This window comes from Caldimonas tepidiphila (genome assembly GCF_003569765.1).
Classification (GTDB): Bacteria; Pseudomonadota; Gammaproteobacteria; order Burkholderiales; family Burkholderiaceae_C; genus Caldimonas; species Caldimonas tepidiphila.
This window is the reverse complement of sequence record NZ_QXMG01000028.1, coordinates 35,334-57,168: the sequence shown is the minus strand read 5'-3', so window position 1 is coordinate 57,168 and position 21,835 is coordinate 35,334. Positions and strand designations below refer to the sequence as shown.

21 protein-coding genes and 1 riboswitch are annotated in these 21,835 nt (G+C 72.3%); of the genes, 8 read left to right on the top strand and 13 right to left on the bottom strand.

Annotated elements, in window-relative coordinates; translation table 11 throughout:
* Positions 1-132 precede the first annotated feature (132 nt).
* Positions 133-1,281, top strand: a complete 1,149-nt coding sequence (locus D3A59_RS15850; protein WP_119155976.1) for a porin — start codon at positions 133-135, stop codon at positions 1,279-1,281.
* A gap of 100 nt (positions 1,282-1,381) precedes the next feature.
* Here D3A59_RS15850 and D3A59_RS15845 read toward each other — a convergent pair whose 3' ends face one another.
* Both D3A59_RS15845 and D3A59_RS15840 read right to left on the bottom strand, forming a co-directional pair.
* On the bottom strand, positions 1,382-2,467 hold the full coding sequence (locus tag D3A59_RS15845) for a tartrate dehydrogenase (RefSeq protein WP_119155974.1): 1,086 nt from the start codon (positions 2,465-2,467) through the stop codon (positions 1,382-1,384).
* A 128-nt stretch (positions 2,468-2,595) separates the two neighbouring features.
* The gene (locus D3A59_RS15840) at positions 2,596-3,444 is read right to left on the bottom strand and encodes a nucleotidyltransferase (protein ID WP_119155972.1); all 849 of its coding nucleotides are present in this window, start codon (positions 3,442-3,444) and stop codon (positions 2,596-2,598) included.
* 101 nt (positions 3,445-3,545) lie between these two features.
* Between D3A59_RS15840 and D3A59_RS15835 the strand changes: the two genes are divergently transcribed.
* Positions 3,546-4,343, top strand: a complete 798-nt coding sequence (locus D3A59_RS15835) for a metallophosphoesterase family protein (RefSeq protein WP_119155970.1) — start codon at positions 3,546-3,548, stop codon at positions 4,341-4,343.
* A 112-nt stretch (positions 4,344-4,455) separates the two neighbouring features.
* Here D3A59_RS15835 and ssb read toward each other — a convergent pair whose 3' ends face one another.
* Both ssb and D3A59_RS15825 read right to left on the bottom strand, forming a co-directional pair.
* Positions 4,456-4,974, bottom strand: coding sequence for a single-stranded DNA-binding protein (gene ssb / locus D3A59_RS15830; RefSeq protein WP_119155968.1), 519 nt, complete (start codon positions 4,972-4,974; stop codon positions 4,456-4,458).
* Between the two features lie 157 nt (positions 4,975-5,131).
* Positions 5,132-5,731, bottom strand: a complete 600-nt coding sequence (locus D3A59_RS15825) for a DedA family protein (protein ID WP_119155967.1) — start codon at positions 5,729-5,731, stop codon at positions 5,132-5,134.
* Positions 5,732-5,888: 157 nt separating this feature from the next.
* Between D3A59_RS15825 and D3A59_RS15820 the strand changes: the two genes are divergently transcribed.
* Positions 5,889-7,325 (top strand): chloride channel protein, encoded by a 1,437-nt coding sequence (locus D3A59_RS15820; protein WP_119155965.1) that lies wholly within the window; start codon positions 5,889-5,891, stop codon positions 7,323-7,325.
* 79 nt (positions 7,326-7,404) lie between these two features.
* Here the strand turns inward: D3A59_RS15820 and D3A59_RS15815 are convergent, their stop codons facing one another.
* Positions 7,405-8,661, bottom strand: a complete 1,257-nt coding sequence (locus D3A59_RS15815; protein WP_119155963.1) for an MFS transporter — start codon at positions 8,659-8,661, stop codon at positions 7,405-7,407.
* 153 nt (positions 8,662-8,814) lie between these two features.
* Here D3A59_RS15815 and recQ point away from each other — a divergent pair, with 153 nt between their 5' ends.
* The gene (gene recQ / locus D3A59_RS15810; RefSeq protein ID WP_119155961.1) at positions 8,815-10,689 is read left to right on the top strand and encodes a DNA helicase RecQ; all 1,875 of its coding nucleotides are present in this window, start codon (positions 8,815-8,817) and stop codon (positions 10,687-10,689) included.
* Between the two features lie 16 nt (positions 10,690-10,705).
* Here recQ and D3A59_RS15805 read toward each other — a convergent pair whose 3' ends face one another.
* Positions 10,706-11,890, bottom strand: coding sequence for an acetate/propionate family kinase (locus D3A59_RS15805; protein ID WP_119155959.1), 1,185 nt, complete (start codon positions 11,888-11,890; stop codon positions 10,706-10,708).
* Between the two features lie 226 nt (positions 11,891-12,116).
* On the opposite strand from D3A59_RS15805, the gene D3A59_RS15800 reads away from it, so the two are divergent.
* Positions 12,117-12,365, top strand: a complete 249-nt coding sequence (locus D3A59_RS15800) for a hypothetical protein (RefSeq protein ID WP_119155957.1) — start codon at positions 12,117-12,119, stop codon at positions 12,363-12,365.
* 19 nt (positions 12,366-12,384) lie between these two features.
* On the opposite strand, the gene D3A59_RS15795 is transcribed toward D3A59_RS15800, so the two are convergent.
* The 5 genes from D3A59_RS15795 to metX all read right to left on the bottom strand — a co-directional run bounded on the left by D3A59_RS15795 (position 12,385) and on the right by metX (position 16,482).
* Positions 12,385-12,795 (bottom strand): hypothetical protein, encoded by a 411-nt coding sequence (locus D3A59_RS15795; RefSeq protein ID WP_119155955.1) that lies wholly within the window; start codon positions 12,793-12,795, stop codon positions 12,385-12,387.
* Between the two features lie 9 nt (positions 12,796-12,804).
* Positions 12,805-13,626: a 2-oxo-tetronate isomerase gene (gene otnI, locus D3A59_RS15790; RefSeq protein ID WP_119155953.1), complete on the bottom strand. Its 822-nt coding sequence runs from the start codon at positions 13,624-13,626 to the stop codon at positions 12,805-12,807.
* Positions 13,627-13,695: 69 nt separating this feature from the next.
* Positions 13,696-14,658 carry an MBL fold metallo-hydrolase gene (locus D3A59_RS15785; protein WP_119155951.1) on the bottom strand — a complete coding sequence of 321 codons (963 nt, stop codon included), beginning with the start codon at positions 14,656-14,658 and terminating at the stop codon, positions 13,696-13,698.
* 67 nt (positions 14,659-14,725) lie between these two features.
* Entirely contained in the window at positions 14,726-15,310 is a 585-nt protein-coding gene (gene metW / locus D3A59_RS15780) for a methionine biosynthesis protein MetW (RefSeq protein WP_119155949.1), read from the bottom strand.
* Positions 15,307-16,482 (bottom strand): homoserine O-succinyltransferase MetX, encoded by a 1,176-nt coding sequence (gene metX / locus D3A59_RS15775; protein WP_119155947.1) that lies wholly within the window; start codon positions 16,480-16,482, stop codon positions 15,307-15,309. Before metX ends, metW begins: the two co-directional genes overlap by 4 nt.
* 55 nt (positions 16,483-16,537) lie before the next feature.
* Positions 16,538-16,614: riboswitch (SAM riboswitch) on the bottom strand.
* 38 nt (positions 16,615-16,652) lie between these two features.
* Between metX and D3A59_RS15770 the strand changes: the two genes are divergently transcribed.
* A complete protein-coding gene (locus D3A59_RS15770; RefSeq protein WP_119155945.1) occupies positions 16,653-17,576 on the top strand; it encodes an alpha/beta fold hydrolase in 924 nt (307 codons plus the stop codon).
* A 27-nt stretch (positions 17,577-17,603) separates the two neighbouring features.
* Here the strand turns inward: D3A59_RS15770 and D3A59_RS15765 are convergent, their stop codons facing one another.
* Positions 17,604-18,380, bottom strand: coding sequence for a UPF0149 family protein (locus D3A59_RS15765; RefSeq protein ID WP_119155943.1), 777 nt, complete (start codon positions 18,378-18,380; stop codon positions 17,604-17,606).
* A 215-nt stretch (positions 18,381-18,595) separates the two neighbouring features.
* Here D3A59_RS15765 and D3A59_RS15760 point away from each other — a divergent pair, with 215 nt between their 5' ends.
* Both D3A59_RS15760 and D3A59_RS15755 read left to right on the top strand, forming a co-directional pair.
* Entirely contained in the window at positions 18,596-19,219 is a 624-nt protein-coding gene (locus tag D3A59_RS15760) for a response regulator (RefSeq protein WP_119156023.1), read from the top strand.
* 23 nt (positions 19,220-19,242) lie between these two features.
* A complete protein-coding gene (locus tag D3A59_RS15755) occupies positions 19,243-21,126 on the top strand; it encodes a sensor histidine kinase (RefSeq protein ID WP_170162354.1) in 1,884 nt (627 codons plus the stop codon).
* Between the two features lie 69 nt (positions 21,127-21,195).
* Here the strand turns inward: D3A59_RS15755 and D3A59_RS15750 are convergent, their stop codons facing one another.
* Positions 21,196-21,819, bottom strand: a complete 624-nt coding sequence (locus D3A59_RS15750) for a glutathione S-transferase N-terminal domain-containing protein (protein WP_119155939.1) — start codon at positions 21,817-21,819, stop codon at positions 21,196-21,198.
* Positions 21,820-21,835 lie beyond the last annotated feature (16 nt).

Sequence of the window (21,835 nt, the reverse complement as noted above, 5' to 3'; positions counted from 1 at the left end):
TTCGTGCCCGCCTTCAAGTCAGGCACGGTCCTCGCAATCCACCCCCCGCTCGGGCGGGTCCCCACTGCCGCGCGCCGGCCGGCGGAATCCCCGCAGCCCGATCCCAAGATCCAACGAACGGAGACAAGAAACATGCAACAAGCCCGTCTTTCCACCCTGGTCGCACTCGCGCTCGCCTCGCTGTCGGGCGCCTCGCAGGCCGTCAGCTTCTCGCAGGGGGGCGCCACGCTCGACATCAACGGTACCGTCAACGGCTTCTACTCGCACCGCACGACCGAGGACGGGAACGGCGGCAACAAGACCACCACCTCGAGCCTGACCAACGGCCTGCTGCCGGGCTGGATCAACTTCGTGTTCACGACCAAGGTCGAGGGCCTGGACGTCAAGGCGCACTTCGGCTTCGCGCCCGGCATCATGAACGACTCCAGCATCGTCGGCCTGCCCGACGGCAGCGGCGGTCGGGCCTACACCCAGATCGACACCCGCAACCTGTACTTCCAGTTCGGCAACGCCGACGCGGGCACGCTGAAGATCGGCCGCGACATCGGCCTGTTCGGCCAGAAGATCGTGCTGTCGGACATGACGCTGCTGGGCGTCGGTGGCACCACCAACGCCGCGCTGCCGTTCAACACCACCTTCGGCATGATCGGCCACGGCTACATGTACACCGGCTTCCAGCCGCAGATCACCTACAGCACCTCGCTCGCCGGGCTGCAGCTGGCCGCCGGCATCTTCCAGCCGAGCAGGTACATCGCCAACGCCGAGACCTCGACGCCGGGCGTGCAGGCGCTGGCCAGCTTCGACTGGAAGGGGGCGCTGCCGGGCTCCGTCTGGGCCGGCGCGATCCACCAGAGCCTCGATGGCGGCCCGGGCAATGTGGCCACCTTCTCGGCGCGCGGGGCCGAGCTCGGCGCGAAGCTCGGCCTCGGCGGCCTGGAGTTGACGGCCTACGGCTTTGACGGCAAGGGCCTGGGCATGTCCACCGTCGGCGCGCTGTTCAACTCGCCCAACGGCGAGACCGACAGCCGCGGCGCCCTCGTGCAGGCCACCTACAAGCTCGGCGACACCAAGTTCGGTGTGAACGTCGGCGAGAACCGCGACTCGGGCGGCCGCCTCACCACCGGCACCGTGCGCAACCGCTCGGCCACCGTCGGCGTCTACCACACGCTCAACAAGCACATCACGCTGGTCGGCGAGCACAACCAGGAGCGCTTCTCCACCGGCGGCACCGAAACCGGCAAGACCAGCACGATCTCGCTGGGCGGCATCCTGTTCTTCTGAGCCCCGGCGGCAGGGGGCGCGCCGTCGGGGGGCGGCGCGCCGCGGAAGGTCCCCGTGGCGGTAGCCGCGGGGACCTTCCGTTCTTCGGGAGCCCGCGCCCTCAGGCCGCGATGCGCTGCGCGATCGCGCGGCCCATGTCGGTGGTCGAGGCCGCGCCACCCAGGTCCGGCGTGCGCGGGCCGTCGACCAGTACCGCCTCGATCGCCTGCACGATCGCGTCGTGCGCGGCTCGGTACTGCGCGTCGCCGCGGCCGAGGAAGTCCAGCATCAGCGCGCCCGACCAGATCATCGCCACCGGGTTGGCGATGTTCCGGCCGAAGATGTCCGGCGCCGAGCCGTGCACCGGCTCGAAGAGGGACGGGAACTTTCGTTCCGGGTTCAGGTTGGCCGACGGCGCCAGGCCGATCGTGCCGGTGCAGGCGGGGCCGAGGTCCGACAGGATGTCGCCGAACAGGTTCGAGGCCACCACGACGTCGAAGCGCTGCGGCTGCAGCACGAAGCGCGCGCACAGGATGTCGATGTGCTGCTTGTCCATCGTCACGTCCGGGTAGCCCGCGGCCATCGCTTCGGCGCGCTCGTCCCACCACGGCATGCTGATCGCGATGCCGTTGCTCTTGGTCGCCACCGTCACGTGGCGGCGCTGGCGCTGCATCGCCTGATCGAAGGCGAACTTCAGCACCCGCTCGGTGCCGTGGCGCGTGAACACCGACTCCTGGATCACCAGCTCGCGCTCGGTGCCCTCGAAGATGCGCCCGCCCAGGTTGGTGTACTCGCCCTCGGTGTTCTCGCGCACCACGACGAAGTCGATCTCGCCCGGCTTGCGGCCCGCGAGCGGGCAGGGCACGCCCTCGAACAGGCGCACCGGCCGGAAGTTGATGTACTGGTCGAACTCGCGGCGGAACTTCAGCAGCGAGCCCCACAGCGAGACGTGATCGGGCACCGTCGCGGGCCAGCCGACCGCGCCGAAGTAGATCGCGTCGTGGCCGGCGAGCTGCTGCTTCCAGTCGTCGGGCATCATCTGCCCGGTCTTGGCGTAGTAGCCGCAGTGCGCCCAGTCGAAGTGGCTGTACTCGAGCGCGATGCCGAAGCGTTGGGCCACCGCGTCGAGCACGCGCAGGCCCTCGGGCATCACTTCCTGGCCGATGCCGTCGCCGGCGATCACCGCGATCCTGTGGGGAGTGTTCATGGCGGACTTCCGTGCGGCGCCTGGGCCGCTGCTTGGGGCGATGGCACGATGCTAGGGGGGCGGGCCGGCGAGCACAATCGTGCCGATCGTGAATCGGCCGTGCACGCGGCGTGAATAATGGGCCGAGCTCAGGCCGGGGGCGGCGCAGGGGGCTGCCGGTCGGGGATCGCGTCGGTCCAGGCGGCGATGTCCTGCGCGCTCATCGGCCCGTGCGGCGCCTCGCGGCCGTCGCCGTAGCCCTCGCGCTCGACGTCGTGCAGGTACTGGGCGCGCGACAGCAGCGTGCCTTGGCACAGGCCGTCGGCGGGCGGCGGCGCCTGCGTCTCGTCGCGCAGCCGCTCGAGCAGCCGCTCCAGCATCTCCTGCGGGACGCGCTCGCGCTCGTCGGGGTAGATGAAGCCGAACAGCACGAGGTGACTCAGCAGCACGCGCCAGTGCGCGCCGAAGCGTGCGAGCAGGCGCGGCCAGTCGAGCGTCGCGGCGCAGGCATGTAGCAGGTGCGCGACGTCGGCGCCGTCGTAGCGCTCGCGCTCCATGATGAAGGCCTTGGACCAGAGCATCTCCTCCGGCGGCACGAGCCGGGCGGGCACGCCCAGCACCTCGGCCTCGACCGCGTGCGCGAACCAGTCCTCGTCGACCTCCGTGAGGCCGTTGGCCGAGTTGAAGATCAGGTCGACGAACACCTCGCCGGCACGGGCCTTGCCGAGCCAGTGCGGGTACACCAGCTCGGTCGCGTAGCCGGCGTCGCCGAGCACGCGGGCGAGCTGCCCGTAGTCCGCGCGGCGCACGAAGAGGTCGAGATCCTTCGTGTGCCGCTCGATGCCGGTGTAGCGGGCGAAGGCATAGGCCCCGCCGACGAGGAAGGGCACGCCTTCCGCGGCGAGCGCCGAGAGCACGTTGCGGTAGATCGCGGCGGCCTGCGGATCGAGCACGACCGGTGCCGCGGCGGCGAAGGTCTCTGCGGGCGGGTGTTCCATGCAGGACCCGGGCAAGGCGCGTGCCTTGCTCCGGTCCGCCACGAGGCGCGGCCGCCGGCCCGGCCACGCCATCGATCCATCACAGGGAAAGGAATCAGCGCATGTCATCGCAGGACACCATCCGCTTCGCCGCCGTCGGCGACCTCCACTGCAGGAAGGATTCGGGCGGCACCTTGCGCGCCTTCCTCGCACAGGCCTCCGAGGCGGCCGACGCGCTGCTGCTGTGCGGCGACCTGACCGACCACGGCACCGCCGAGGAGGCAAGGGTGCTGGCCGAGGAGCTGGCTGCGGTGTCGGTGCCGATCGTCGCGGTGCTCGGCAACCACGATCACGAGTCGGGTGCACCCGAGGAGGTGTGCCGCATCCTCTCCGAGGCCGGCGCGCAGGTGCTCGACGGCGACATCTGCGAGATCCACGGCGTGGGCATCGCCGGCGTCAAGGGCTTCGCCGGCGGCTACGGCCGCGGTGCGCTCGGGCCCTGGGGCGAGCAGGCGATCAAGGCCTTCGTGCAGGAGGCGCTCCACGAGGCGCTCAAGCTCGAGTCGGCGCTGGCCAAGCTGCGCACGAGCGAGCGCATCGCGCTGCTGCACTACGCGCCGATCGTCGGCACGGTGCAGGGCGAGCCGCTGGAGATCTTCCCCTTCCTCGGCACCAGCCGGCTCGAGGAGCCGCTGATCCGCTACCCGGTGAGCGTGGTGCTGCACGGCCACGCGCACCGCGGCAGCCCCGAGGGCCGCACCGTCAACGGCACGCCGGTCTACAACGTCGCAATGCCGCTGCTGCGGCACAGCTACCCGCAGCAGCCGGCCTTCCGCATCGTCGAGCTGCCGCGGCCGGGGGCCGCCGGCAGCGGGAGCGGGCCGCAGCCGGGCGCGAGCCTGTCGGACCTGCCGGCGTAGCGGCCGCGCCCGTCCCGGCGGGGGCCCGAAAAGCACAAAGCCCGGCTCGCGCGAGGCGGGCCGGGCTCGAGGACGCGGCGCCCCGCGCTGCGCGGGGCGGAAGTCCGGGCTCTCAGAACGGGATGTCGTCGTCCATGTCGTCGAAGCCGGTGGACGACTTCGGGGCCGGCGCGGGCGCCGCGGGGCGGGCGGCCGGGCGCGGTGCGGCCGGGCGCGGCGCGCGGCCACCACCGCCGCCACCACTGCCGCCCTCGTCGCCATAGCCGCCACCACCCATGTCGCCACCGCCGCCGCCTTCACGGCCGCCGAGGAGCTGCATGTTCTCCGCGATGATCTCGGTGGTGTACTTCTCGACGCCGTCCTTGTCCTGCCACTTGCGGGTCTTCAGGCGGCCCTCGACGTAGACCGGGCGGCCCTTCTTCAGGTATTCGCCGGCGATCTCGGCAAGGCGGTCGTAGAACACCACGCGGTGCCATTCGGTCTCCTCGACCTTGTCGCCGGAGTTCTTGTCCTTCCAGTTGCGGGTGGTGGCGATGGTGACGTTGCAGATCGCCGAGCCGCTGGGGGCATAGCGCACCTCGGGGTCGCGGCCGAGGTTGCCGATGAGAATCACTTTGTTGATCGAGGCCATGGCGCGGCTCCTGTGTGGCGGTTGAGAAAGAGGGAAAGGGGGCGCTGGGATTCAGGCGGGGGCTTGGAATTATGCCGAAGAGCCCGCGACGCCGTCCCGGGCCGCGCCGGCGGCCGGGTGCCGCACGGGGCTTCCCGCCGCGGCAGCGATGCGGGCCTCACGGGCCGCGGCGGAAGGTCGCGACGCGGTACACGTAGGCCAGCAGCGCGCCGGCGACGACCGCCGTGCTGAGCGGCTCCACCCAGCCCGCGACCGCCGTGTAACGCTCCTCCAGCAGGTAGCCCGTCGCGGCCAGCGCCGAGGTCCACAGCGCCGAGCCGGCGGCGCTCCACAGCAGGAAGCGACCGAAGGGCATGCCCGAGATGCCGGCCGGCGCCGAGACCAGGCTGCGCACCGCCGGCACCAGCCGCCCGAACAGCACCGACTTCGTGCCGTGACGGTCGAACCATTCGTCGGCGCGCACGATGTCCTCGCCCGACACCGCGAGCCAGCGGCCATGGCGGCGCGCCCAGCGCTCGAGCCGCTCGCTGCCGATGCGCCGGCCCGCCCAGTACCAGGGCAGCGTGCCGGCCAGCGAGCCGGCGAGGCCCGCGAGCACGACGCCCGCCGGGTGCAGCTCGCCCCGCGCGGCGACGAAGCCGGCGAAGGGCATGATCAGCTCCGACGGGATCGGCGGGAACACGTTCTCCAGCAGCATCAGCGCGGCGATGCCGAGGTAGCCGTGCTGCGAGATGAAGCCGATGATCCACTCCGCCATGCCTGCTCCAGGAAGTCGATGGAATGCGCCGCCCGGCGCGTCGCGGGGGCAGGGCCCGTATCTTGCACGGGACGTGCGCAGCCTCTGCACCCGGCCCTTCCTCCCGGCCGGCGCAGGCAAGAGGCGCGGCCACGGAGTTGCTGGAGACCCTCAGACAATGAATCAAGAACCCGACGTCCTGGGCAAGTTGCGCGCCGAGCTGGTGGAGTGGCGGCAGTGGCGCGACCGCGCGCTGGTGCTCGCCGCCGCGGTGGCGGCGGGCTTGCTGGTCGTCGGCTTCACGATCCTCACCGAGGAGGCGCTGGTGCTCTTCGGCGCTTTGCGCGAGCGCGCGCCGTGGGCGATCTTCGTCTGGTCGCCGCTGTGCGTCGCGGCGCTGGTGTGGCTGACGCGCCGCTGGGTTCCCGGCGCGGCGGGCTCGGGCATCCCGCAGGTGCTCGCGGCGCTCCACCCGGCCACGCCGCGCGAGCAGCGCGAGCTGTTCGTGTCGCTGCGCCTGAGCGTGGCGAAGGTGCTGCTGTCGTCCGGCGGGCTGCTCGCCGGGCTGTCGATCGGCCGCGAGGGGCCGTCGGTGCAGGTGGCCGCCGGCGTGATGCACTCGGTGCGGCACTGGCTGTCGCCGCGCTCGGGCATCGACGAGCGCGGGCTGCTGGTGGCCGGCGGCGCGGCCGGCATCGCCGCGGCCTTCAACACGCCGCTCGGCGGCGTGCTGTTCGCGATCGAGGAGCTGTCGCGCAACCTGAACCAGCGCAGCAGCGGGCTGCTGATCGCGTCGATCGTGCTCGCGGGCCTGGTGTCGGTGTCGGTGTTCGGCAACCTCGCCTACTTCGGCGTGGTGAAGGTGCCGGACCTCGACTGGGGGCTGCTCGCGCCGGGGATGATCGTGGTGGTGGCCTGCGGGTTGCTCGGCGGCCTGTTCGCGCGGCTGCTGGTGGCCTCCGCCGCGGGCGGCACCGACCGCTTCAGCGAGTGGCGCCGCCGCCATCCGGTGCGCTTCGCCGCGGGCTGCGCCTTCGCGGTGGCGGTGATCGGCACCGCCAGCGGCGGACAGACCTTCGGCAGCGGCTACGCCGAGACGCGCGGCCTGCTCGAGGGCGAGCACCAGAACACGCCGCTGCTCTACGTGCTGCTGAAGATGGGCGCGACCTGGATCTCGACCTGGTCGGGCATCCCGGGCGGCATCTTCGCGCCCTCGCTGTCGATCGGCGCGGGCGTGGGCAGCGACGTGGCGTGGCTGCTCGAGCGCCCGGAGCTCGCCACCGCGCTGATCGCGATGGGCATGACCGCCTTCCTCGCCGCGGTGACGCAGACGCCGATCACGTCCTTCATCATCGTGATGGAGATGGTCGAGGGCCAGCGCATGGTGCTGAGCCTGATGGCCGCCGCGCTGCTCGCGAGCCTGATCTCCAGGCAGGTGAGCCGGCCGCTCTACACCGCGATGGCGGACCTGCAGCTGCTGCGGCTCAAGCCCTCGCAGCCGGGCGGCGACGCGACGCCGCCCGGGGAGCCGGCGCCGCCACAGGCCGGCAGCGGCGCGCCGCCCGAGGTCCCGGGGGCGGAGGCGGGCGGCGGCGACACCACGCCACGCCGCTGAGAGGGGTGGCGCCGCCCGGGGACCGCGCAGGCGCCCGGACGCCGCGAGCGCGGCGCCCCGGATGTCCGTGCCCGGCGCTTCAGCCCGGCTTCCCGGGGGTCGGCGCGTTCGCCGCGCGGCGCGCGGGCGGCCGCATCGGCCAGGCCAGCACCAGCCACAGGCACAGCAGCGCCGCGCACAGCCCGAACACCGTGCCGTAGCCGAAGGCGCCCGCGACGCGCCCGCCGATCCAGCCGCCGGCGAACAGGCCGAGCGCCTGCGTGGTGTTGTAGACGCCGAGCGCGAGGCCCTTGGACTCGGGCGGCGCCATGCGCGACACCAGCGAGGGCAGCGTCGCCTCCAGCACGTTGAAGCCGACAAAGAAGGCCAGCAGCAGCGCGATCAACGCCACCGGCTCGCGCCACCATAGCGCCAGCAGCGCCTCGGTCACGAGCAGCAACGCGACGCTGCCGAGGAAGACCGCGCGCAGGTGGCCGCGCCGCTCGCCCCACAGCATCGGCGGCAACATCAGCACGAAGGAGCCGAGCACCACCGGCAGGTAGACCCAGCCATGCTCCCGCACCGGGATGCCGCCATGCTCGACCAGCGCGACGGGAATGGCGACGAACATCGCCATCTGCACCAGGTGCAGCGTGAAGATGCCGAGGTTCAGCCGCAGCAGCTCGGGCGCCAGCACCACGCGGTGCCAGGGCTCGCGCGAGGGCGGCGGCGGCAGCGGGGGCGCGTCCGGCACGCGGCGCAGCACCACCCAGATGCCGGCGAGCGCCAGCAGCGCGGTCAGCCCGAAGATGCCCGGCATGCCGACCCAGGCGTAGAGCCAGGGCGCGAGCACGAGCGACAGCGCGAAGGTGATGCCGATCGAGCCGCCGACCATCGCCATCGCCTTGGTGCGCACCTCGTCGCGCGTGCTGTCGGCGATCAGCGCGGTGATCGCGGCGCTGATCGCGCCGGCGCCCTGGATCGCGCGGCCCGCGATCACGCCGTAAAGGGTTTCGGAGAAGGCCGCGATCAGCGAGCCGGCGGCGAACAGCAGCAGCCCGAACACGATCACGCGCTTGCGGCCGAAGCGGTCCGACGCGAGGCCGAGCGGGATCTGCAGCAGCGCCTGCGTCAGGCCGTAGATGCCGATCGCGATGCCGACGAGCGCGAGCTGCTCGCCGCCGGGCAGCCCGCGGGCATGCACCGCGAACACCGGCAGGATCAGGAACAGCCCGAGCATGCGCAGCGCGAAGATGGACGCGAGCCAGCCGCTCGCGCGGCGCTCGGCCGGCGTGAAGCGGGTGGACGGCAGGGACTCGGGGGGAGCGACGGCAGGCGCCGGGGACGGGGTGTGCATGGCGCCGCGGATTTTCACCGATCGGGGCCGCCGGCCCGGGGTGCGGGGCGAATCACTGCCGCGCGTCCCGACGCGGGCCGGGAGCGACTGACGCGGCCGAGGGGTCCCTGAAGCGCGGGGACTTCCCCTCGCGTACCATTGTCCGCTTCGCCCATGTCCGCCCACCCCTCCTCCTCCGCCCCCTCGTCCGAACCGCTTGCGCTGCTGCAGGAGGTGTTCGGCTATCCGGCCTTCCGCGGCCAGCAGCAGGCCATCGTCGAGCGCGTCACCGAAGGCGGAGACGCGCTGGTGCTGATGCCCACCGGTGGCGGCAAGAGCCTGTGCTACCAGATCCCGGCCATCGCGCGCCACCGCCGCGGCCAGGGCGTCGCGGTGGTCGTGAGCCCGCTGATCGCGCTGATGCACGACCAGGTCGGCGCGCTCGAGGAGGCCGGCGTGCACGCCGCCTTCCTGAACTCGACCCTGGAGCTCGCGGAGGCGCAGCGCGTCGAGCGCGAGATGATGAGCGGGCGGCTCGTGCTGCTGTACGCCGCGCCCGAGCGCATCACCACGCCGCGCTTCCTCGCGCAGCTCGACTCGCTGCACGAGCGGGGCTTGCTGAGCCTGTTCGCGATCGACGAGGCGCACTGCGTCAGCCAGTGGGGGCACGACTTCCGCGCCGAGTACCTCGGGCTGTCGGTGCTGCACGAGCGCTATCCGGACGTGCCGCGCATCGCGCTGACCGCCACCGCCGACGAGCACACCCGCGCCGACATCGTCGAGCGGCTGCGCCTCGAGGACGCCGAGCTCTTCGTCAGCAGCTTCGACCGCCCGAACATCCGCTACCGCGTGGTCGAGAAGGACAACCCGCGCGCACAGCTGCTGCGCTTCGTCCAGGACGAGCACGAGGGCGAGGCCGGCGTCGTCTACTGCCAGAGCCGGCGCAAGGTCGAGGAGACGGCCGAGTTCCTCACCGCGCAAGGCATCCTGGCGCTGCCCTACCACGCGGGGCTGGACGCCGCGATGCGCCAGCGCCACCAGGACCGCTTCCTGCGCGAGGAGGGTCTTGTGATGGTGGCGACGATTGCCTTCGGCATGGGCATCGACAAGCCCGACGTGCGCTTCGTCGCGCACCTGGACCTGCCGAAGAACATCGAGAGCTACTACCAAGAGACCGGCCGCGCCGGCCGCGACGGGCTGGCGGCCGAGGCCTGGATGGCCTACGGCCTCGCCGACGTCGTCAACCAGCGCCGCATGATCGACGAGAGCCCGGCGACCGAGGACTTCAAGCGCGTGCAGCGCAGCAAGCTGGAAGCCTTGCTCGCATTGGCCGAGGCGCACGACTGCCGCCGAGTGCGGCTGCTGGACTATTTCGGCGAGGCGAGCCGCCCCTGCGGCAACTGCGACAACTGCCTGAACCCGCCGGCGACCTGGGACGCGACCGAGGCCGCGCGCAAGGCGCTGTCGTGCATCTACCGCTTCCACCAGAACAACCGCCAGCGCTTCGGCGCCGGGCACCTGATCGACGTGCTGCGCGGCAAGCGCACCGACAAGGTGGCGCAGTACGGCCACGACGCCTTGAGCACCTGGGCGATCGGCGCCGACGTCAGCGAGGCGCAGTGGCGCGGCGTGCTGCGCCAGCTCGTCGCGCTGGGTTACGTCGTCGCCGAGGGCGAGTACGGGACGCTGGCGCTCACCGACAGCGCGCGCAGCGTGCTCAAGGGCGAGGTGCGGCTGCTGCTGCGCCAGCCGAGCGAGGCGCCGCGGCGCGGCAAGGCCTCGCGCGGCACGCGCGTCGGCGTGCCGAGGAACGGCCCGGCCGACCTGGAGCCGGATGCGCAGCAGCGCTTCGCGGCGCTGAAGGCCTGGCGCTCGGAGGTCGCGCGCGAGCACAACCTGCCGGCCTACGTGGTGTTCAACGACGCGACGCTCATCGAGATGGCGCGCGAGAACCCCGACTCGCTCGAGGCGCTGGCCGGCATCACCGGCGTCGGCGCGAAGAAGCTCGAGGCCTACGGGCGCGAGATCCTGCGCGTGCTGGAGAGCTGAGCGGCGCGGCCCGCGCTCAGGCGACGGGCCTGCCGAGCAGCCGCCACGCCTCGTTCGCGGCGACCCGGCCCTCGTCGGTCGGCACCACCCAGACCTCGACCGCGCTGTCGGGCGCATGCACCGCGCAGACCTCCTCGCCCACCGCCTCGGCGTTCGCTGCCGCGTCGAGCCGCACGCCGCTGGGCGCGAGCGCCTCGCACACCGCGGAGCGCAGCGCCGCGTCGTGCTCGCCGATGCCGCCGGTGAAGGCCAGCACGTCCAGCCCGCCCATCACCGCCGTCAACGCGCCGGACTCGCGCACCACGCGGTGCGTGTAGAGCTCGATCGCATGCCGGGCGGCGGGCTCGCTGCTCGCGCGCAGCGTGCGCATGTCGGCCGACAGGCCCGAGACGCCGCGCAGGCCGCTTTTCCGGTACAGCAGGTCCTCGAGCCGGTCCGCGTCCCAGCCTTGGCGCAACAGGTGCAGCAGGACCCCGGCGTCGATGCTGCCGCAGCGCGTGCCCATCATCAGCCCGTCAAGCGCCGAGAAGCCCATCGAGGTCGCGAGGCTGCGCCCGCCGCGCATCGCGCAGGCGCTCGAACCGTTGCCCAGATGCGCCATCAGCACGCGGCCGGCGGCACGGCGCGTCTTCTCGTGCAGCACGCCGGCGAGATACTGGTAACTCAGGCCGTGGAAGCCGTAGCGGCGGATGCCCTGCGCGGCGAATTCCGGCGGCAGCGCGAACTCGCGCTCCAGCGGCGCGATCGTCGCGTGGAAGGCGGTGTCGAAGCAGGCGACCTGCGGCACGGCGGGCAGCGCGCGGCGGAAGGCGCGCAGCCCGGCGAGGTTGTGCGGCTGGTGCAGCGGCGCGAGCGGGCAGAGCGTCTCGAGGTACGCGAGCAGCGCGTCGTCCACCGGCTGCGCCGCGGTGCAGCGCTCGCCGCCGTGCACGATGCGGTGCGCGACCGCGACGAGCCGGTGGCCGCCGGCCTCGCGCTCGATCAGCGCGGCGAGCGCGCGCAACGCCGCGTCGAAGGGCGATTCGCCCGCGTCCCCCGCCAGCGCCTCGGCCGGCGCGCCGCCGCGGCGCAGCAGCGGCGTGCCGCCGGGCTGCAGCCCTTCGATGCTGCCCCCGAGCAGCGCACCAGCGGCATCTCGCGCATAGAGGCCGAACTTCAGGCTGGACGAACCGGCGTTCACCGAGAGCACGGCAGCAGTCATCGCGATCTCCTGGGCGGAGGGAGTGAATGGGAGGGGCTTGCCGGGGGGCACGCTACTGTAGCCCGCCGTCCGGGACGCTCGGTCCGGGTGAGCTGCGGGTTTACCCTCCGGCTTGTGGCATGGGGCTTGCATCCGTTTTCTGCCTCCCCGAAAGAGGACTCATGCAGGGAGCCAGAAAAGGAAGAACATGCGCGCAGAATTACAAGACCCCCAAGACAGCTGCACCTTGCGCACCGCTTGGAAGATCGTCCGTGGCTGCAGCCAGGGCGAATTCCCCACCGCCGAGACCGCCCGGCGCGTCTCCGACTACCTGAGGCACCATGCCGGCCTCGACGAGGCCAGCCCCTCGATCCAGATCCTGAGCCGCGCGATGCAGGGCGTCGTCACCGAGGAGCGCCTGCGCGAGCGCGCGGCCGCGGAGGTCGATCGCCTGATCGCGATCGCGAAGGCACAGCTGCTGCGCTCGGTGCACTGACACCCCCTCGGGGCACCGTTCAGGGGCGGCGCAGCGTGACCGTCTGCCAGGCGCTGTCGCTGCGCCGGCCGCGGTGGTTGACGGCCTGCGCGAAGTACTGCACCCCGGCACGGCCGTCCTGCGGCGTCGCGGTGTCGATCTCGTAGGGGTACTGGTTGTCGGCGAAGAGCAGCACCGGGGCGCCGTTGTCGACGCGGTAGAACAGCACCTGCTCGATGCCGTGCGTGTCGGTGGCCGCGGCCGCGAGGCGCACGAACTGCCCGGGCGCGGCGACCGACGGCGACACCGCGAGCGACACGCTCGGCACGCCACCATCGTCGATGCCGTCCCCGATGCCGATCCAGACGCCGCCACCGCAGGCGCTCAGCGCGGCACACAGCAGCGCCAGCACCGGGCGCCGCAGCGGGCGGGGAAATCGCATCGAATCCATGGTCCGATCTTAGGCAGGTGCCGCGGATTTGTCTTGCCCCCGCCCCGGCATCCAGCCGAGCCCCGCGCTCGTGCCACCGGGCAGCGCGCCGCGCCGCGGCCGGTACTCGCAGCCGATCCAGCCGTCCCAGCCAAGCGCGTCGATCAGCTCGAACAGGTGGGAATGGTTCAGCTCGCCGAGGTCCGGCTCGTGGCGCTGCGGCACGCCCGCGATCTGCAGGTGCGCGACACGCCCGCTCGGCAGCCAGCGCTGCAGCTTGGTCGACAGGTCGCCCTCGACGATCTGGCAGTGGTAGAGGTCCATCTGCACCTTCAGGTTCGGCGCGCCGACTGCGTCGAGGATCTGGTGGGCGTGGTCCTGGCGGTTCAGGAAGTAGCCCGGCATGTCGCGCAGGTTGATCGGCTCGATCGTGATCTCGCGCCCGCGCGCCGCGGCCTGCGCGGCGGCCCAGGCGAGGTTGTCGACGTAGAGCGGCTGCAGCTGCGCGCGCTCCGCGCCCGGCGGCAGCAGGCCGGCCATCACGTGGATGCGCGGGCAGCCGAGCGCCTCGGCGTAGTCGAGCGCCTGCTCGATGCCGCGGCGGAACTCGGCCTCGCGGCCCGGCAGGCAGGCCAGCCCGCGCTCGCCGCCCGCCCAGTCGCCCGGCGGCGCATTGAACAGCACCTGCCGCAGCCCGTGGTCGGCAAGGCGCGCGGCGATCTCGGCCGGCGCGTGCTCGTAGGGGAACAGGAACTCGACGGCCTCGAAGCCGTCGCGCGCCGCGGCGGCGAAACGGTCGAGGAAGGCGTGCTCGCCGTAGAGCATCGAGAGGTTGGCGGCGAAGCGGGGCATGGCAGGGGGGGGTGAGGAGGGGCCGCGTGCGGCGGCCCGGGGAAGCGGCCGCGGTTGCGGCCGCGGCGTTCAGGGCATCGACGAGAAGTCGATCGGCACCCAGGTGTAGGCGCCGCGCTCGGCGCGGACGTGGCCGATGCCGGGGAAGGGCAGGTGCGCGCCGGTGACGAGCAGCCGCCGCTTGGCGGTGTCGGCCAGCACGCGCTCGCGCGTCGCGGCGGCGGTCTTCGCGTCGGTGTCGAACTCGATCGTCACCTTCGGGCGCGCGAACTGCACCGCGGCGCTGTGGATGATGTCGCCCCAGACCAGCACCTGCTCGCCCTTCGACGAGAACAGGAAGCTGGTGTGGCCCGGCGTGTGGCCGGGCGTCGCGACCGCGCGCACGCCGGGCAGCAGCTCGGCCTCGCCGTCGAAGATCTTCAGCCGGCCGGCCTCGCGGTAGGGCGCGACCGCCTTCTGCGCCGCCTGGAAGAAGGGCTGCGCCTCCTTCGGCGCCTTGGCCATCACTTCCGGGTTCAGCCAGAAGTCGGCCTCCTTCTTCGCGACGTGGATCTCGGCGTTCGGCAGCGCCATGCCGCCCTGCTCGTCGATCAGGCCGCCGACATGGTCGCCGTGCAGGTGCGTGAGCAGCACCGCGTCGATCTGCGCCGGCTCGTGGCCGGCCGCCTTCAGGTTCGCGAAGGCGCGGCCGAGCGTCGGGCCGAAGAGCCGGCCGGCGCCGGTGTCCACCAGCACCAGCTTGTCGCCGGTGTTGACGAGGTAGGCGTTGACGGCGGTGGGCGTCGGCGACTTGCGGAAGCTCTCGCTCAGCAGCGCCTGCAGCTGCTGCGGCGACGCGTTCTTCAGCAGCTTCGGGTCGATCTCGAGCTGCCCGTCGTGCAGCGCGGTGAGCTGGAAGCCGCCCACCGCATGCCGGTAGTAGCCCGGCACCTGCGTGGTCTGCACCGGCCCGGCGGCCTGCGCGCCGGCCATCAGCAGCGTGCAGCCGAGCGCGGCCCAGAACCTCGTCATGCGACCCGTCGCGTTCCTCATGCGCATCTCTCCTGGAATCGGATTGTTGGGAAGATGCATTCTGCGCGAGCCGGCCCGGGCGCGCGCCTCAGCCGCGGCTGAACTTGAACACCGCGACGCTGGCGAGCAGGTTGGGCAGCCGGCGCACCGGCCGCCCCTTCTGCACGCCGAAGGAGTCGAGCACCGTCAGGCCGTTCTTGCGCGCGAGCACCTCGAAGTCGGCGTAGGTGCCGACGCGGATGTTGGGCGTGTCGTACCACTCGTAGGGCAGCGTGCGCGTCACCGGCATGCGCCCGAAGGCGACGCGCAGCCGGTTGGGCCAGTGCGCGAAGTTCGGGAAGCTGACGATGCCGAGGCGCCCGACGCGCGCCGTCTCGCGCAGCATCGCCTCGGTGTTGCGCAGGTGCTGCAGGGTCTCGAGCTGCAGCACCACGTCGAAGCTCTGGTCCTCGAAGATCGCGAGGCCTTCCTCCAGGTTGAGCTGGATCACGTTGACGCCGCGCTGCGTGCAGGCGAGCACGTTGGCGTCGTCGATCTCGATGCCGTAGCCGCTGCAGCCGCGGTGCTTCTGCAGGTATTCGAGCAGCTCGCCGGTGCCGCAGCCGAGGTCGAGCACGCGCGAGCCGTGCGGCACCAGTTCCGCGATGCGCTCCATGTCGCGACGCTCACTCATGCTGCCTTCTCCAAGGTTGTGGTGCCGCGCAGCGCGGAGGGCGCGCGGAACTCCTGCGCGATGCGCTCGAAGTAGGCCCGTACGACGCCGTGGTAGCGCGCGTCGTCGAGCAGGAAGGCGTCGTGGCCGTGCGGCGCGTCGATCTCGGCGTAGCTGACGTCGCGCCGGTTGCACAGCAGCGCCTTGACGATCTCGCGCGAGCGCGCCGGCGAGAAGCGCCAGTCGGTGGTGAAGCTCACGAGCAGGAACTTCGCCTTCGCCTGCGCCATCGCGCGCGTGAGGCTGCCGCCGTGCGCGCGCGCCGGGTCGAAGTAGTCGAGCGCGCGCGTGATCAGCAGGTAGGTGTTGGCGTCGAAGTACTCGCTGAACTTGTCGCCCTGGTAGCGCAGGTAGCTCTCGATCTGGAACTCGATCTGCTGCGTGCTGTAGGCGAGCTCGGCGGCGCGCAGCTCTCGGCCGAACTTCTCGGCCATCACGTCGTCGGAGAGGTAGGTGATGTGGCCGATCATGCGCGCCACGCGCAGCCCGCGCTTCGGGACCACGCCGTGCGCGTAGTAGTGGCCGTCGTGGAAATCGGGGTCGGTGATGATCGCGCGGCGCGCGACCTCGTTGAAGGCGATGTTCTGCGCCGACAGGTTCGGCGCGGTCGCGACCGCGACGCAGTGCCGCATGCGGTCCGGGTACTGCAGCGTCCACGACAGCGCCTGCATGCCGCCGAGGCTGCCGCCGAGCACCGCGGCGAGCTGCTCGATGCCGAGCGCGTCGAGCACGCGCGCCTGCGCGTCCACCCAGTCCTCGACCGTCACGACGGGGAAGTCGGCCCCGTACGGCCGGCCGGTGGCGGGGCTGACATGCATCGGGCCGGTCGAGCCGAAGCAGGAGCCGGGGTTGTTGATGCAGATGACGAAGAACTTGTCGGTGTCGAGCGGCTTGCCCGGGCCGATCAGGTTGTCCCACCAGCCCTCGCTCCTGGGCTTGCCCTCGTGGGTGCCGGCGGCGTGGTGCGAGGCGTTGAGCGCGTGGCAGACCAGCACCGCGTTGCTCTTGTCGGCGTTGAGCTCGCCGTAGGTCTCGTAGACCAGCGTGTAGTCGGCAAGCCGCGCGCCGCAGCGCAGCGGCAGCGGCGTCGCGAAGTGCATCGACTGGGGGGTGACGTGTCCGAGGGATGCCATGGAGCCCGCAAATGAAAAACCCGGTTCGCGCCGCTGCAGCGAGACCGGGAATGCGTGGGGGCTTTCCATGTCCCTCTTTAGCGGCATTTGTAGAGCGCCCGCAATCCGGAACAAATCGGCGCTTTGCGGGCAGTATAGCCGCGCATGCACATTCACGAGGAGACGGGACGATGGGCTGGTTCGACGGATTTCACGCACGCGACTTCGAGCTCGGGGACGTGCGCATCCATGCGCGCACCGGCGGCCGCGCCGATGGCGCGCCGCTGCTGCTGATCCACGGCTATCCGCAGACGCACGCGATCTGGCAGCGCGTCGCGCGCGAGCTCGCCGGCGAGTTCTTCCTCGTGATGCCGGATCTGCGCGGCTACGGCCGCTCGTCGCAGCCGCCGGGCGAGCCGGACCACGCCAACTACAGCAAGCGCGCGATGGCCGCCGACCTCGTCGCGCTGATGCGCGCGCTCGGCCGCGAGCGTTTCGCGGTCTGCGGCCATGACCGCGGCGGGCGCGTCGCGCACCGCATGGCGCTCGACCACCCGGCGGTGGTGGAAAAGCTCTGCCTGATCGACATCGCGCCGACGCTGGCGATGTACGAGGCCACCGACATGGCCTTCGCACGGGCCTACTACCACTGGTTCTTCCTGATCCAGCCGGCGCCGCTGCCCGAGCGGCTGATCGGCGCCGAGCCGCGCTTCTACCTGCACCAGAAGCTGGGAGGCTGGGGTTCGCAGGGGCTCGCGCACATCGAGCCCGAGGCGCTGGCGGACTACGAGCGCTGGTACTGCGCGCCGGCCGGGGAGGGCGGACTGCCGCCGGGCGTGCACGCCGCCTGCGAGGACTACCGGGCGAGCGCCGGCGTCGACCTGGAGCACGACCGCGCCTCGCGCGCGGCCGGCGAGAGGATCGGCTGCCCGCTGCACCTGCTGTGGGGCGAGCGCGGCGTCGTCGCGCGGCTGTTCGACCCGCTGCGGCTGTGGCGCGAGGCGAGCGCCGCGCCGGTGAGCGGCCGGGCGCTGCCGGCCGGCCACTTCATTCCTGAGGAGCTGCCCGCCGAGACGGCGGCGGAGCTGCGCGGCTTCCTCGGCGGCGGCCGCTGAGGCGCTGCCAAGGGGCCGCGGCCCGGCTCAATGCATCTGCTTGGCCGGGTCGCCGCAGCACTTCTTGAACTTCTTGCCGCTGCCGCAGGAGCACGGCTCGTTCGGCCCGGGCTTGTTCTCGCGCCGGGCCTGCTTGACCGGCTTGCGCGAGGCGCGCTCGCGCCAGAAGTCGCGCAGGTCGTAGACCGCCCACAGCGCGTCGGCGAGGCGCTCGTCGCGGCTCATCTCGCGCTCCTCGGGAGCGAGGTCCTCGTCGGGTGCCGCGAGCACCTCGAAGGCACGCAGGCTGCCGTCGACGAAATCGTTGCCCGGGTCCTCGACCGACAGCAGCCAGTCGTCCTCCCACTGGTCCACCGCCTCGAGGAAGCCGGCGGCCCAGACCGCGCCGAGCTTGGGCAGCTCGTCGAGCGAGGCGCGCTCCTCGGCGCTCATGCCGGCGAGCGTCTCCTCGCTGAGCTGCTCGCGCATCGCCTCCCAGTCGGTCAGCAGCGGGTTGAGCGCGCGGTCGTCGTCGAGCCGCTCGACCGGCGCGTCGAGCGCGCGCTTGATCTCGGCCCAGCGCCGCTGCAGCAGCGCCATGAACTCGTCGCGCTCGGCCGCGTCGCCGAAGGGCAGCGGCTCGCCCATCAGCTTGGGCAGGTACTCGTCGGGCCCCACGGTGCGCGGGCCGCACACCAGCGCGGTGAGGTAGCCGTCGATCTCCTCGAGTTGCGGCGCGTCGCCATGGCGGTCGCGCAGCCCGTCGAGCAGGTCTTCGAATCGGTCGAGGTCCTCGTCGGACAGGGAAGTGGGGGACACACTCATGGCAGATGCAACTCCGGTCGATGCGCCGGGGCTTCACGCCGCGCGGCAAAAACCCGATTGTCGCGTGCCGCCCCTCGACCCCGGCGGCCGGGGAGCGAGGCGCGCGCCGAGACATGCATCATGGTCCGGCGCAGAAGGCGTGCCCTCACCCCTCGTTCAGGGGGTGTGTCGCCCCCCCTGCCTGCTAGGATTGCCGAAAACCTCAAGAAATGCAGATGCCGCCCGAACTGTCGGTCTACCTGGTCGAAGACGATCCCTTGCTGGCACGCCACGTGCGCGAGGCGCTCGACGCCGCGCCCGGCATCCGCTGCGTCGGCCATGCCGACTGCCTTGCCGACGCGCGCGCCGAGCTGCCGCAGCGCCGGCCGCAGGTGCTGCTGTCGGACCTCGGGCTGCCCGACGGCGACGCCACCGAGCTGATCCGCGAGCTTGGCGGGCGCGACGGCGAATGGCATCCGCACATCCTGGTGTTCTCGGTCTTCGGCGACGAGTCCCGCGTGATCCACGCCATCGAGGCCGGCGCCGACGGCTACTTCCTCAAGGGCTGCCCGGACCGCGAGCTGGTGCGTGCGGTGCAGGCCGCCGCGCTCGGCGAGTCGCCGATCTCCCCGGCGATCGCGCGCCACCTGCTGCGGCACTTCGCGGCGGGCGGGACCGCGGGCGCCGCGCTTTCCGCCGACGAGCAGCAGGTGCTCAAGCTCTTCGCGCAGGGCTACATGCCCGAGGAGATCGCCGAGCGCATCGCTTCCAGTGCCCACGGCGTCTGCGTGCGCGTGCGGCAGGTCTACGAGAAGCTCCAGCAGCGCCACCGCCTCGCGCTCTCGGACTCGCTGGGCTGATGTCGGGGCGCCCGGGCGCCTGGATGCGCGCATTGCTGCTGTTGCCGCTGCTGCTGCTGCTGGGGCTGTGGCTGCCCGGCGGCATTGCTGCCGCGCACGCCGCGGCCGTGCGCCTCGACGCCGCGCTGCTGACCGATCACACCGCACCCGATCCCCGGCCCCGCGAGGTGGCGCTGCCCGACTCCTGGGAGTTCAGCGCGCCCGGGCGCGACGGGCGCGCGAGCTACCGCTTCGCGCTGCCGGACGAGGCGCTGCGCGAGGGCCAGCCGGTGCTGTTCCTGCGCCGCGTCGGCAACGTCTTCCGCGTGCGGCTCAACGGCCAGCCGGTGCTCGAGGTCGGGCGCGAGCTGCGCCCGCTGCCCAACTACGGCCAGGAGCCGCACCTGGTGCGGCTGCCGCGCGCGCTGCTCGAGGCCTCGGGCAACGAGCTGGTGATCGACGTGATCGGCGAGCCGCGCCGCGAGGCCGGGCTGTCGCGCGTGTGGGTCGGGCCCGAGCACGAGGTGCGGCCGATGTTCGAGCGCGCCGAGAACCTGCAGGTGCTCGGCGGCTGGGTGGTGTCGGCGGTGTGCGCGACGATCGCGGTGGTGGCGGTGCTCGTCGCGCTGCGCACCCGCCAGCCGGCCTACGGCTGGTTCGCCGCCGCCAACCTGATCTGGGCCTGGCGCGTGACGGCCCTGTCGGCCCACGAGCCGGTGACGTGGCCAGGGCTGCAGGTCTGGTTCTTCCAGCTCTCCTACAGCCTCTTCGTCGCGTCGCTGATGATGTTCTGCGCGCGCATGATGCGCCCCGAGGGCCGCACGCACATCGGGCGGCCGATGCTGATCTTCGTCGCGCTGTCGGTGCTGCTGGCCAGCGGCAACTGGTGGCTCAACCTGCCGCTGCTGCGCACGCTGCTGCTGCTGCTAATCCTGGGCGTCGTGAGCGCCTGCACCCTGGTGCTGGCGCGCATCGCCTGGCGCGAGCGCTCGCTGTCGGCGGCGCTGCTGAGCGTGTGCGCCGCGACCGCGGTGGCGGTCGGCGCGCGCGACTGGGTGGTGTTCCGCCTGCTGCACGACTACGACGCCTACACCTGGGCGCGCTTCGTCACGCTGCCGCTGGTGGCGGTGCTGACCTGGCTGCTGGTGGCCGACTACGCGCGCATCCTGCAGCAGCTGCGCGAGCTCGCGCGCACGCAGCAGGCGACGATCGAAGCCAAGGAGCGCGAGCTGCAGCAGGCCTTCGAGCTGCGCCGCGACCACGAGCGGCGCCAGGCCGCGCTCGACGAGCGCGACCGCATCCTGCGCGAGATGCACGACGGGCTCGGCGGCCGGCTGGTCGGCGCGATCGCGCTGGCGCGCCATCTCGACGCGCAGCCGGCGGCGCCGCCGGCGCCGCAGCTCGTCGCCGAGCTGCGCCACACGCTCGACGACTGCCTGATCGAGCTGCGCCTCGCGCTCGACTCGCTCGAGGTCGACGAGCGCAGCCTCGGCGAGGCGCTCGCGGAGATGCGCTTCCGCGTCGAGCCCTCGCTGCGCGCCGCGGGCGTGCGGCTGGTGTGGGACGTGGACGACGGCGCGATGGACCTGTCGCTGCCCGGCGCCGACACGCTGCACGTGCTGCGCATCGTGCGCGAGGCGCTCACCAACGTGATCAAGCATGCCGGCGCGACGATGGTGCGCCTGAGCCTGAAGTGCTCGCCCGGGCAGGTCGAGCTGCAGGTGCTGGACAACGGCGCGCCGCCGCCGCTGGCGCCCGGCGCGGAATCGGCGAGCGGCATGCCCAGCGGCCGCCGCGGCCTCGCCAGCATGCAGCTGCGCGCCCAGTCCCTGGGCGGGCGGCTGACCCTCGGGCCGCAGCCGCTCGGCTGGGCGGTGACGCTGCAGCTGCCGTTGGCGCAGGGGGACGCGCAGCAGCGCGCCGCCTGAGCGCGCAGACGAGCGCGGAAAAAGGAAAAGGCGCCACGCGGGCGCCTTGCGGGGACGGGCCGGCGCGCCTCAGGCCGGAGGCGGCGGCGCGGTCTCGATGAAGCTCTGGCGCTGCGCCAGCCGGTCGTGCAGCTTGGCGAGATTCGGGTGGTCGCGGCGCCACTCGATCTGCGGGAAGCGGAAATCGAGGTAGCCGAGCGCGCAGCCGACGGCGATGTCGGCGAGCGTGTAGTGGTTGCCGCTGCACCAGGTGCGGTCGCCGGCGTTGAGGCTCATCACGCGCAGGCAGTTGCTCACCTTGAGCATCTGGCGGTCGATCCATTTCTGGCTGCGCTCGCCGTCGGCGCGACCGCTCCAGGTCTGCTCCATGCGCGCCTCGATGCTCGCGTCGAGCAGGCCGTCGGCCAGCGCCTCCCAGGTCCGCACCTCGACGCGCTCGCGTCCCGACGGCGGGATCAGCTTGCCCACCGGGGACAGCGTGTCGACGTACTCGACGATCACGCGCGAGTCGAACAGGGCCTCGCCGCCGTCGAGCACCAGGCAGGGGACCTTGCCGAGCGGATTCACGTCGGTGATCGTCGTGCCCGGCGCCCAGACATCCTCGAGCTCCAGCTTGTAGTCGAGCTTCTTCTCGGCCAGCACGATGCGGACCTTGCGCACGTAGGGGCTGGTCAGTGAACCGATGAGTCTCATGGAATGGCGTGGATGG

What these genes read in the sequence shown, in the direction of transcription:
- D3A59_RS15840 (WP_119155972.1), bottom strand. Translation starts at nt 3,444, where the DNA reads ATGGAACACCCGCCCGCAGAGACCTTCGCCGCCGCGGCACCGGTCGTG.
- D3A59_RS15825 (WP_119155967.1), bottom strand. Translation starts at nt 5,731, where the DNA reads ATGGCGGAGTGGATCATCGGCTTCATCTCGCAGCACGGCTACCTCGGC.
- metX (WP_119155947.1), bottom strand. Translation starts at nt 16,482, where the DNA reads ATGGCATCCCTCGGACACGTCACCCCCCAGTCGATGCACTTCGCGACG.
- recQ (WP_119155961.1), top strand. Translation starts at nt 8,815, where the DNA reads ATGTCCGCCCACCCCTCCTCCTCCGCCCCCTCGTCCGAACCGCTTGCG.
- D3A59_RS15845 (WP_119155974.1), bottom strand. Translation starts at nt 2,467, where the DNA reads ATGAACACTCCCCACAGGATCGCGGTGATCGCCGGCGACGGCATCGGC.
- D3A59_RS15795 (WP_119155955.1), bottom strand. Translation starts at nt 12,795, where the DNA reads ATGGATTCGATGCGATTTCCCCGCCCGCTGCGGCGCCCGGTGCTGGCG.
- D3A59_RS15785 (WP_119155951.1), bottom strand. Translation starts at nt 14,658, where the DNA reads ATGAGGAACGCGACGGGTCGCATGACGAGGTTCTGGGCCGCGCTCGGC.
- D3A59_RS15755 (WP_170162354.1), top strand. Translation starts at nt 19,243, where the DNA reads ATGCGCGCATTGCTGCTGTTGCCGCTGCTGCTGCTGCTGGGGCTGTGG.
- ssb (WP_119155968.1), bottom strand. Translation starts at nt 4,974, where the DNA reads ATGGCCTCGATCAACAAAGTGATTCTCATCGGCAACCTCGGCCGCGAC.
- D3A59_RS15815 (WP_119155963.1), bottom strand. Translation starts at nt 8,661, where the DNA reads ATGCACACCCCGTCCCCGGCGCCTGCCGTCGCTCCCCCCGAGTCCCTG.
- D3A59_RS15760 (WP_119156023.1), top strand. Translation starts at nt 18,596, where the DNA reads ATGCCGCCCGAACTGTCGGTCTACCTGGTCGAAGACGATCCCTTGCTG.
- D3A59_RS15820 (WP_119155965.1), top strand. Translation starts at nt 5,889, where the DNA reads ATGAATCAAGAACCCGACGTCCTGGGCAAGTTGCGCGCCGAGCTGGTG.
- D3A59_RS15750 (WP_119155939.1), bottom strand. Translation starts at nt 21,819, where the DNA reads ATGAGACTCATCGGTTCACTGACCAGCCCCTACGTGCGCAAGGTCCGC.
- D3A59_RS15850 (WP_119155976.1), top strand. Translation starts at nt 133, where the DNA reads ATGCAACAAGCCCGTCTTTCCACCCTGGTCGCACTCGCGCTCGCCTCG.
- otnI (WP_119155953.1), bottom strand. Translation starts at nt 13,626, where the DNA reads ATGCCCCGCTTCGCCGCCAACCTCTCGATGCTCTACGGCGAGCACGCC.
- D3A59_RS15770 (WP_119155945.1), top strand. Translation starts at nt 16,653, where the DNA reads ATGGGCTGGTTCGACGGATTTCACGCACGCGACTTCGAGCTCGGGGAC.
- D3A59_RS15765 (WP_119155943.1), bottom strand. Translation starts at nt 18,380, where the DNA reads ATGAGTGTGTCCCCCACTTCCCTGTCCGACGAGGACCTCGACCGATTC.
- D3A59_RS15835 (WP_119155970.1), top strand. Translation starts at nt 3,546, where the DNA reads ATGTCATCGCAGGACACCATCCGCTTCGCCGCCGTCGGCGACCTCCAC.
- D3A59_RS15805 (WP_119155959.1), bottom strand. Translation starts at nt 11,890, where the DNA reads ATGACTGCTGCCGTGCTCTCGGTGAACGCCGGTTCGTCCAGCCTGAAG.
- metW (WP_119155949.1), bottom strand. Translation starts at nt 15,310, where the DNA reads ATGAGTGAGCGTCGCGACATGGAGCGCATCGCGGAACTGGTGCCGCAC.